We start from the raw sequence: 9414 nt of genomic DNA, 5'->3' as shown, positions 1-9414 counted from the left end.
TCAAAACCCGGGGCGGTTCACTGCGCGGGCTTTTTCTTTTCTGGAGCACTTTATGAATGAGTAAGAGGCATCCGTGGCTGCCCCCAGAGATCGAGGCGCTACGCAAGCTGTACCCCGACCACACCGCCAATTTTTTGCCCAATGTGCTTGGACGAGACACCGACAGCATTTATCCGCAAAGCGTTGGCGCTTGGCCTTGAGAAGGCTGATGGTTTCTGGCAACGCGATGCATAAGGGCGTGGGCAAAAGAGCAAGCAAGCCCCTCACATGCAGGCCACCCAGTTCAGAAAGGGCTGCGCACCTGAAGAAAGCCGCAACTACCTGCCTATTGGCAGCCTGCGCCTCACCAAAAATGGATGGCTTGAGGAAAAAGGTTACAGATGACCACCCGGTGCCAGTCCATCGCGGGGTCGTAGAGCACCGCCTCACGGCGTTTCATTCAAGCCTGTGCCAAAGCCTTCTTCGTGAAGGTCTGCGCTTCTGTGTGCACAATAACGCCTTGCTCTTTAAGGCGAATCTGTGCCGTGTACGCGGTAGATCCATCCACACGCTTTCTTGCCGATATGGTTCCCATGGTGCCCAGTGCTACAAGCATCATTCGTAGCACTGACTGCAGCCCCGACCAAGGAAAATCAGGTTTTTCAGGCGTTTTTCAGGGTGCTACGCACGGTGCTACAGACAGCCAAAAATGCCAATGAATCAACAACAACCACAAACAAAACAAGACCTTGCATCGCCTTGGCGCATGTCTGTCGCGCCGATGCTCGACTGGACGGATCGCCATTGCCGCTATTTGCACCGCCTACTGTCCAAGCACACCCTGCTCTATACCGAGATGATCACCACCGGCGCCCTGATTCATGGCGACCAGGCTCGCCATTTGCGCTTTAACGTGGAAGAGCACCCCGTGGCCCTGCAGTTAGGCGGCAGCGAGCCAGCCGACTTGGCCAAAGCCGCCAAAATTGGCCAGGACTGGGGTTATGACGAGATCAACCTGAACTGCGGCTGCCCCAGCGAGCGCGTACAACGCGGCGCATTTGGTGCCTGCTTGATGAACGAAGCCAGCCTGGTGGCCGATGGCGTCAAGGCCATGCGCGATGCGGTCAGCCTTCCCGTGACCGTCAAGCACCGCATTGGCATCGACAAGATCGAAAGCTACGACTTTGTACGCGACTTTGTGGGCACCGTGGCCGAAGCGGGCTGCGAAGTCTTTATTGTCCACGCCCGCAATGCCTGGCTGCAGGGCCTGTCGCCCAAGGAAAACCGTGACATTCCGCCGCTACGCTATGAGATCGTGGCCCAACTCAAGCGCGAATTCCCGCATCTGACGATTGCCATCAACGGTGGCATCAAGACCGATGAAGTGGTGCAGGAACAACTGCAACGGGTGGACGGCGTCATGATTGGCCGAGAGGCGTATCACAACCCTTGGTGGATGAGCCATTGGGATGAACTGTATTTTGGCGCAGCCCCTTCCGAGCACACCCACCAGAGCATTGAGGCGGCCATGGTCGACTACATGGAGCGCGAAGCACGCGAGCACGACACGCACTGGTACAGCATTGCCCGCCACATGCTGGGCTTGCGCCACGGTTTGGCCGGCGCCCGCCGCTGGCGCCAAGTGTGGAGCGACCACAAGCTCAAGCATTTGTCGGCGCGGGAAGTGTCAAAAATTGCCAATACGCGGCCTGATGGATCGACGGCAGATTAAGAAGTTTTCTTAAAATACTCAAAAACCATAGCTGCTTGCGCTTGATTTCATTGGTTTTCAGACACCTATGTATTTGAAAACATTGCAAATCATGCGCAAGCAGCTATTTTTTTAGGCGATTGCTACCAACTGATAGCAGGCCTGCGCCGGAGAATGCGCCTTGCAGCCACTTCTCTCCTACAAAAGCCTGCGCCGCTGCGCACAGGTTTTTGTCACTACGGCGACTCCTCATCAAGAAAAACGCTGTTTCTTTTCGTAGACGCATGCTGCTATATTGCACTGCAACATAACGAGATCGCCCGCCATGCTCTACCAGCTTTACGAAACCCAACGTGCCTTGCTTGAACCGTTCGCGGACTTCGCGCAAGCCACTGCCAAGCTCTACACCAACCCTTTGCTGCCGCTATCGCAAAGCCCCTTCTCACAGCGCATCTCCGCAGGGTTTGATCTGTTTTACCGCTTGGGCAAGGGCTACGAAAAACCAGCATTCGGGATTGCGTCCGTACCCGTCCATGGCGTGAACGTGACCATCATGGAACGCGTGGAGATGGATTTGCCGTTTTGCGAGCTGCGCCGTTTCAAGCGCTTCTCGGATGACCCCAAAACCCTAGATACGCTGCTCACCCAGCCGCCTGTGCTGGTGGTTGCCCCCCTGTCGGGCCATTACGCTACCTTGCTGCGTGACACCGTCAAAAGCCTGCTCAGCGACCAAAAAGTCTTTATCACCGACTGGAAGAATGCCCGCCTGGTGCCCCAGGAAGAGGGTGAATTTCATCTGGACGACTACATCAACTACGTCCAAGACTTCATCCGCTACCTGCAAAAGCAATACGGCAATTGCCACGTCATCAGCGTGTGCCAACCCACGGTGCCGGTGCTGGCCGCTATTTCGCTGATGGCCAGCCGCGGTGAAACCACACCGCTGTCCATGACCATGATGGGCGGCCCGATTGATGCGCGCAGATCACCCACCTCGGTCAACCACCTGGCCACGCAGCGCAGCTTTGAGTGGTTTGAGAACAACGTCATCCACCGCGTGCCCAACAACTACCCCGGTGCAGGCCGCCGCGTTTACCCCGGCTTTTTGCAATACACCGGCTTTGTGGCCATGAACCCCGACCGCCACGCCAGCAGCCACTACGACTATTTCAAGGATCTGGTCAAAGGCGACGACGCCAGCGCGGAGCAGCACCGCAAGTTCTACGACGAGTACAACGCTGTACTGGACATGGATGCCAATTACTACCTGGAGACCATCCAGACCGTGTTCCAAGACTTCAGCTTGGTCAACGGCACCTGGGATGTGCGTGCGCCGGACGGCACGCTGGAGCGCGTCAGGCCTCAAGACATCACGACGACGGCACTGTTCACCATTGAAGGCGAGCTGGACGACATCTCCGGCTCAGGCCAAACCCATGCAGCCCAAGATCTGTGTGCCAACATTCCCGCCCATTTGCGCCTGCAATACGACGTGATGGGTGCCGGCCACTACGGCATTTTCAGCGGCCGCCGCTGGCGCGACATGGTCTACCCCAAAGTGCGTGGCTTTATTTACGCCCACCACCCCGCACCCGAGGCCGATAGCGCGCCCGTCAACGATGGGGAATTGGTGCTGGCAGAAGACGCAGCACCGCAAATTGCGCAACACTCCCCCCCTCATACTCCCAACACCGCCAGGTCTGCGCCCGCCTCCAGCAAGCGCCGACGTGGTGGCCGCTAGACTGAATGCCTGAGTTCACCTCTAAGCCAGTCCTCACCGGACTGGCTTTTTCCATTGATGCCGCCCTGCCGCAAACGCAGTGCACACGCTGCGGCTACCCCGACTGCGCCCGCTACGCGCAAGCGATTGCACACGAAGGCGTCCCCATCAACCAATGTCCCCCGGGGGGTGCTGAAGGCATTGCGCGCTTGGCAGCCATCACCGGGCAAGCAGCCACGGCACTCAACCCGAAATTTGGCATTGAAGGCCCGCTCACGCTGGCGCGCATTGACGAGAACTGGTGCATTGGCTGCACGCTGTGCATCAAGGCTTGCCCTACCGATGCCATTTTGGGTGCCAACAAGCTCATGCACACTGTCATGCCGCAGCACTGCACTGGCTGCGAGCTGTGCATTCCCGTATGCCCGGTTGACTGTATTGAGCTGGAAGTCGTGAGTGGGGAGCACACTGGCTGGGAGGCCTGGTCGCCCGGACAGGCCGCGCACGCCAAACAGCGCTATCACGCCCGCCAGCAACGCTTGCAAGCGCAGGGCATCGCTGAGGACGGCATCAACGCGAATGCACAGGCTACCGCCCCTGTGCCCGAGGTGGTGCCCGACAAAAAAGCGGCGATTGCCGCCGCCCTGGCCAAAGCGCGTGGCCTGCGCGGCCATAAAGACTAACGACGGCCAGAGCGGGAACGCAGGCGGGCACGGCTGTCGTCGTGCAAAAAAAGCGGTATCAAAAAAATAGCCTCTGACGCTTATTCCATAAGCGCTAGAAGCTATTTTTATACTTTATTCAAGTGGGTGGCTGCCACCGCCTCTGTCTCTAAAACCGCCGCGTTTCAGGCACGCAGTGCCGTGCACAAGCCAGACGGAGCGTGGCGGCGTGAACTAGCCTGCAAAACGCTTGTACACCCCGCAGCCCAGATACACGCCGTCTTGTTTGCAGACGTAAGACATCTTGGCCTGCACCTGGCCGGTGATGGGGTTGGAAAAGTCATACTCCACCCAGCCTGGTCCAGCCTCGGCTTGCGCAATGATGGCGCTGAGCAGCGCATCGCCATCCACACCGTTGACATCCTGCACACGGCTGCCGCGCTTGGCGGGATTGCCACCAAACGCCAGATAGCGGCCTGAAGAATCCAGCACAAACACATACATATCGCGGTCGTGAAAAGGCTGCTGGGGGTTGGTCAGCGCCAGCCAGTATTGCTCCAGCGGCATGCCCATGCGGCGCAGCGCCACCGCGCGCTCTACCAGCGCCACCGCTTCCACGGCCGTGCCCTGCTGCAGCCGAAAGCGCTCCACCGCTTCCGACAAGGTGGCCGCGCGCTGCTCCAGCGCCTGGGCCTCTTGCACCACGTGGCGCACCATCTGTGCGTTCTCTTGCGTCACTTGGTCAATGCCGTGCACGGCCTGGTTGATCTGCTGCAGGCCTGTGCCTTGGGCATTGCCCGAGTCGGAGATGGCCTCCACATGCCCCGCCACGCTGCGAATCCCCTCTGCCACTTGCTGCATGCCTTGGCCTGCCTGGCGAATCAGGCGTGTGCTGCTGGCCACCTGCTGCACCGACGCTTCAATCAGCACCCGGATTTCCTTGGAGGCTTCTGCTGAGCGCTGCGCCAAGCTGCGCACCTCAGAGGCCACCACCGCAAAGCCCCGGCCTTGCTCGCCTGCCCGTGCGGCTTCCACCGCTGCGTTCAAGGCCAAGATATTGGTTTGGAAAGCGATGCCATCAATCACCGCAATGATCTCGGACATGCGGCCCGCGCCGCGCTCAATCGCCTCCACCGACTGCACGGCCTGCTCCATCACGCCGCTGCCCTGCTCGACCACCTTGCGCAATAGGTGGGTGTAGCGGTCTGCTTCGGCGGCAGCTTGTGCATTGTTTTGCACCACTGCCGTCACCTGCTCCACACTCACCACGGTCTGCGCCACGTTGGTGGCCTGCAACTCCGTGCGCTCTGCCAGTGCGCGGTTGTCTTGCGTCAGCGTGTGCCCCGCTTGCGTCACCAAGGCGGCATTGCTGCGAATTTCAGCCACCATGCTCGACAACGCAACCACCATGCTATCCAGCAACTTGGCCATCTCGCCCAGTTCATCGTTGCTGCTGGCGGTAATGCGGTGCGTCAGATTGCCGTGGGCGGCCTGCTCCATTGCAGACAGCAGCCGCGCCATTTCTGCGGAGATGTTGCGGTGCACGCTGTACACCACATACAAAAACCACAACACACCGGCCAGGGCTATGCCCAGCTGCATCTGCGCATCGAAAGCCGCGTAGGCACCGCCCCACAGCACTGCCATGACCAGCAGCCCGCTGAAGGCCAACAGTGCCAGCTTCCAGCCCAGTTTGCAGCGCCTGAGTATCCCAAGCATTGGTTTTTGCATTACCCCGCCCTACTTTGTATCAATGTGTCCAAAGGTTTGTACCGTTGCTGTAGGAATGGTGCCTCGGGAGTTGTCCTAGGCAGGGACGTAATGCGCGTGAAAGCTACCAGGTCAATCCATGCAATTTCTGCATTCACAAAGCTGATATCACGCATAAAGCTCAGGGAGATTGCGCAACTCAGCACATAATATTTAGATCATGAATCCCCTGCTCCAACACCTTCAGCCCTACCCTTTTGAGCGGCTGCGTCAGCTCTTTGCGGGGGTCACGCCTGCCGCACAGCTGCGCCCTATCAGCCTTGGTATTGGTGAGCCACGCCATGCCACGCCCGCTTTCATCCAAACCAGCCTGACCGACAACCTCAGCGGTCTGGCCAATTACCCTGCCACCGCGGGCGATATACGCTTGCGCCAAGCATGTAGCGACTGGTTGCAGCGCCGCTATAGCATCACGGTCGATGCAGCCACGCAGGTGCTGCCCGTCAACGGCTCGCGCGAGGCGCTGTTCTCCTTTGCGCAAACCATCGTCGACCCCAGCCAGCCCGGTGCCACCGTGCTGTGCCCCAACCCCTTCTACCAAATCTACGAAGGCGCGACGCTGCTGGCAGGCGCTACGCCTTACTTTGTGGCCAGCGACCCCGCACGCAACTTTGCAGTGGACTGGGACAGCGTGCCTGCCGATGTCTGGGCCAAGACCCAGCTGATGTATGTGTGCTCGCCCGGCAACCCTACAGGGGCGGTGATGCCGCTGCAGGAGTGGAAAAAGCTTTTTGATCTGTCGGACCGCTATGGTTTTGTGATTGCCTCTGACGAGTGCTACAGCGAAATCTACTTCCGCGATGAGGCGCCGCTGGGTGGTTTGGAAGCCGCCGTGAAGCTGGGTCGCCATGATTTTCGCAATCTGGTGGCGTTCACCAGCCTGTCCAAGCGCAGCAATGTGCCGGGCCTGCGCAGCGGCTTTGTTGCGGGCGATGCCCGGTTGCTGCAATCCTTTTTGCTCTACCGCACCTACCACGGTGGTGCCATGGGCCTGCCCATCCAGCACGCCTCCATCGCTGCGTGGTCGGATGAAGCGCATGTGGTGCACAACCGAGCGCTGTACAAGGAAAAGTTTGCCGCTGTGATGCCCATCTTGGAGCCGGTCATGGACGTGCGCCTGCCCGATGCCGGTTTTTACCTGTGGCCCCGCATTCCCGACGCCCTAGGCATGAGTGAGACCGAATTTGCGCGCGAGCTGTTTGCGCACACCCATGTCACCGTGCTGCCCGGCAGCTATTTGGCACGAAATGTGCATGGCTACAACCCCGGTGCGCAACGTGTACGCTTGGCCCTGGTGGCCGAGACGGCAGAGTGCGTCGAGGCAGCTCAGCGCATCGCGGATTTCATTCAAAAGAACGTCAAGTAAATCATTGTTATGACCCAACAACTGCAACAAATCATCGACCAAGCCTGGGACAACCGTGCGCAGATCTCTGCCAAGTCCGCCCCCCAGGAAGTGGTGGAAGCCGTTGAATACGCGCTGAATGCTTTGAACAACGGTACATTGCGCGTTGCCTCGCGCGAAGGCGTCGGTCAGTGGACCGTGCACCAATGGCTCAAGAAGGCCGTGCTGCTGTCGTTCCGCCTGAACGACAACAAGCTCATGCAAGCCGGTGATCTGAGTTTCTTCGACAAAGTGCCCACCAAGTACGAAGGCATGTCCGAGGCCGACATTGCCGCCACCGGCGTACGCGTGGTGCCGCCTGCCGTGGCGCGCCGTGGTTCCTTCATTGCCAAGGGCGCCATCCTGATGCCTTCCTACGTGAACATCGGCGCTTACGTGGATGAAGGCACCATGGTGGACACCTGGGCCACGGTGGGCTCTTGCGCGCAAGTAGGCAAGAACGTGCACCTGTCCGGTGGCGTGGGCCTGGGCGGTGTGCTCGAGCCCCTGCAAGCCAACCCCACCATCATTGAAGACAACTGCTTCATCGGCGCACGCTCCGAAGTGGTGGAAGGTGTGATTGTGGAAGAGAACTCCGTGATCTCCATGGGCGTGTACATCGGCCAATCCACCCCCATCTTCAACCGCGAAACCGGCGAAATCACTTATGGCCGCGTGCCTGCAGGCTCCGTGGTGGTCTCGGGCAACCTGCCCAAGAAGACCAAGGATGGCAAGGACTACTCCATGTACGCCGCCATCATCGTCAAGACCGTGGATGCCAAAACCCGCTCCACCACCAGCTTGAACGACTTGCTGCGCGACTAAAACGCCCTGCAGAGTGGCCTGTTGATGCAGGTTTGATACGTATCATCCAAAGCCGAGCCCCTGGGTTCGGCTTTTTTGCATGGCAATCGCTCGTTTTGCGGCAGACTCTGCATCTCAAGCGAAACCCACCCCTTCCTTTTTTTCTACAACAAAGGCTGATTGCATGAGCATGATGGAGCGCATTTTGCGGCTGATGGCTGAGAAGAAGGCATCGGACGTTTACCTGTCCGCCAATTCCCCCGCGCTGATCAAAATTGATGGGGAATGCGTGCCCATCAACAGCCAGTTGTTACCCCCCGATGCTCCGCGCGCTTTGCTGGCCGAGGTGGTCAAGCCCCAAGACATGGAAACGCTGCAAGAGAGCGGCGAGCTGAATATGGCCGTCCCTTTGCAAGGCGTGGGCCGTTTTCGCATCAGCGCCATGCGCCAGCGTGGCTCGGTGGCCGTGGTTGTGCGCTTTATTTCGCAGCAAGTGCCCAAACTCCAAGATTTGAGCCTGCCGCCGATTCTGGATGAACTCATCCTCCAAAAACGGGGGCTGATTTTGGTGGTGGGCGCTACTGGCTCGGGCAAAAGCACCACCTTGGCGGCCATGATTGACAGCCGCAATGAACAGCGCACCGGCCACATCCTGACCATCGAAGACCCGATTGAATTTCAGTTCCGCAACAAGCGCTCCATCGTCAACCAGCGCGAAGTCGGTTCTGATACCCAGTCACTGCAAATTGCCTTGAAAAATGCGCTGCGCCAGGCGCCCGATGTGATTTTGATTGGTGAAATCCGTGACCGCGAAACCATGTCGGCCGCGATTGCCTATGCACAATCGGGCCACCTGGTGCTGGCCACGCTGCACGGCAACAACAGCTACCACGCCCTCAACCGCATTTTGAGCTTTTACCCAGTCGAAGTGCGCGCCACCATGCTGGGCGATCTGTCCTCGTCGCTCAAGGCCGTGGTCACCCAGCGCCTGCTGCGCACCCCTGCTGGCAGCCGCGTCCCGGCGGTGGAAGTGCTGCTCAACACCAAGCTGGTGTCGGAGCTGATCGAGAAAGGCGACTTTTCTGGCGTGCGCGACAACATGGAAAAGTCCATGGCCGAAGGCTCGCAAACCTTTGAAGAAGACCTGGCACGCCTGATCACCAGTGGCACAATTGACCGTAATGAAGGCTTGGCCAATGCAGACTCGCCCACCAATTTGATGTGGCGCCTGCAAAATGCCCCCCAAAATACCGCACACACCAGCCGCGCAGAGGCGGCCGCTCCGGTATTGGCCGCAGAAGTGCCAGCCCTGCCTGAGTTTGGTGACCTGCTGCTCAACACAGGCCTTAAAACATAAAGCTCCAGGTGCAGACCTGGGGCACGG

At 59.1% G+C, this 9414-nt stretch carries 8 protein-coding genes; 7 read left to right on the top strand and 1 reads right to left on the bottom strand.

Annotated features, from left to right (window positions below):
* Positions 1–56: 56 nt before the first annotated feature.
* From B3R00_RS14360 to B3R00_RS14345, 4 genes are all read left to right on the top strand, one after another.
* Positions 57–200 carry a hypothetical protein gene (locus tag B3R00_RS14360; RefSeq protein WP_286999584.1) on the top strand — a complete coding sequence of 48 codons (144 nt, stop codon included), beginning with the start codon at positions 57–59 and terminating at the stop codon, positions 198–200.
* 494 nt (positions 201–694) lie between these two features.
* Positions 695–1711, top strand: coding sequence for a tRNA dihydrouridine(20/20a) synthase DusA (gene dusA / locus B3R00_RS14355; RefSeq protein WP_286999583.1), 1017 nt, complete (start codon positions 695–697; stop codon positions 1709–1711).
* A gap of 304 nt (positions 1712–2015) precedes the next feature.
* Complete coding sequence (locus B3R00_RS14350; RefSeq protein ID WP_286999582.1) at positions 2016–3431, top strand: polyhydroxyalkanoate depolymerase; 1416 nt, start codon at positions 2016–2018, stop codon at positions 3429–3431.
* Positions 3432–3436: 5 nt separating this feature from the next.
* Positions 3437–4093: an RnfABCDGE type electron transport complex subunit B gene (locus B3R00_RS14345; protein ID WP_286999581.1), complete on the top strand. Its 657-nt coding sequence runs from the start codon at positions 3437–3439 to the stop codon at positions 4091–4093.
* Between the two features lie 213 nt (positions 4094–4306).
* Here the strand turns inward: B3R00_RS14345 and B3R00_RS14340 are convergent, their stop codons facing one another.
* Positions 4307–5803 carry a methyl-accepting chemotaxis protein gene (locus B3R00_RS14340; protein WP_286999580.1) on the bottom strand — a complete coding sequence of 499 codons (1497 nt, stop codon included), beginning with the start codon at positions 5801–5803 and terminating at the stop codon, positions 4307–4309.
* A 199-nt stretch (positions 5804–6002) separates the two neighbouring features.
* Here B3R00_RS14340 and dapC point away from each other — a divergent pair, with 199 nt between their 5' ends.
* The 3 genes from dapC (at position 6003) to B3R00_RS14325 (ending at position 9387) form a co-directional block, all read left to right on the top strand.
* Positions 6003–7208: a succinyldiaminopimelate transaminase gene (dapC, locus tag B3R00_RS14335; protein WP_286999579.1), complete on the top strand. Its 1206-nt coding sequence runs from the start codon at positions 6003–6005 to the stop codon at positions 7206–7208.
* 9 nt (positions 7209–7217) lie between these two features.
* On the top strand, positions 7218–8051 hold the full coding sequence (dapD, locus tag B3R00_RS14330) for a 2,3,4,5-tetrahydropyridine-2,6-dicarboxylate N-succinyltransferase (protein WP_174863578.1): 834 nt from the start codon (positions 7218–7220) through the stop codon (positions 8049–8051).
* Between the two features lie 163 nt (positions 8052–8214).
* Entirely contained in the window at positions 8215–9387 is a 1173-nt protein-coding gene (locus B3R00_RS14325) for a PilT/PilU family type 4a pilus ATPase (protein ID WP_284214841.1), read from the top strand.
* The last annotated feature ends 27 nt before the right edge of the window (positions 9388–9414 follow it).

This window comes from Comamonas sp. UBA7840, assembly GCF_002501455.1.
Classification (GTDB): domain Bacteria; phylum Pseudomonadota; class Gammaproteobacteria; order Burkholderiales; family Burkholderiaceae_C; genus Comamonas; species Comamonas jiangduensis.
This window is presented reverse-complemented; position numbering and strand designations above follow the sequence as displayed.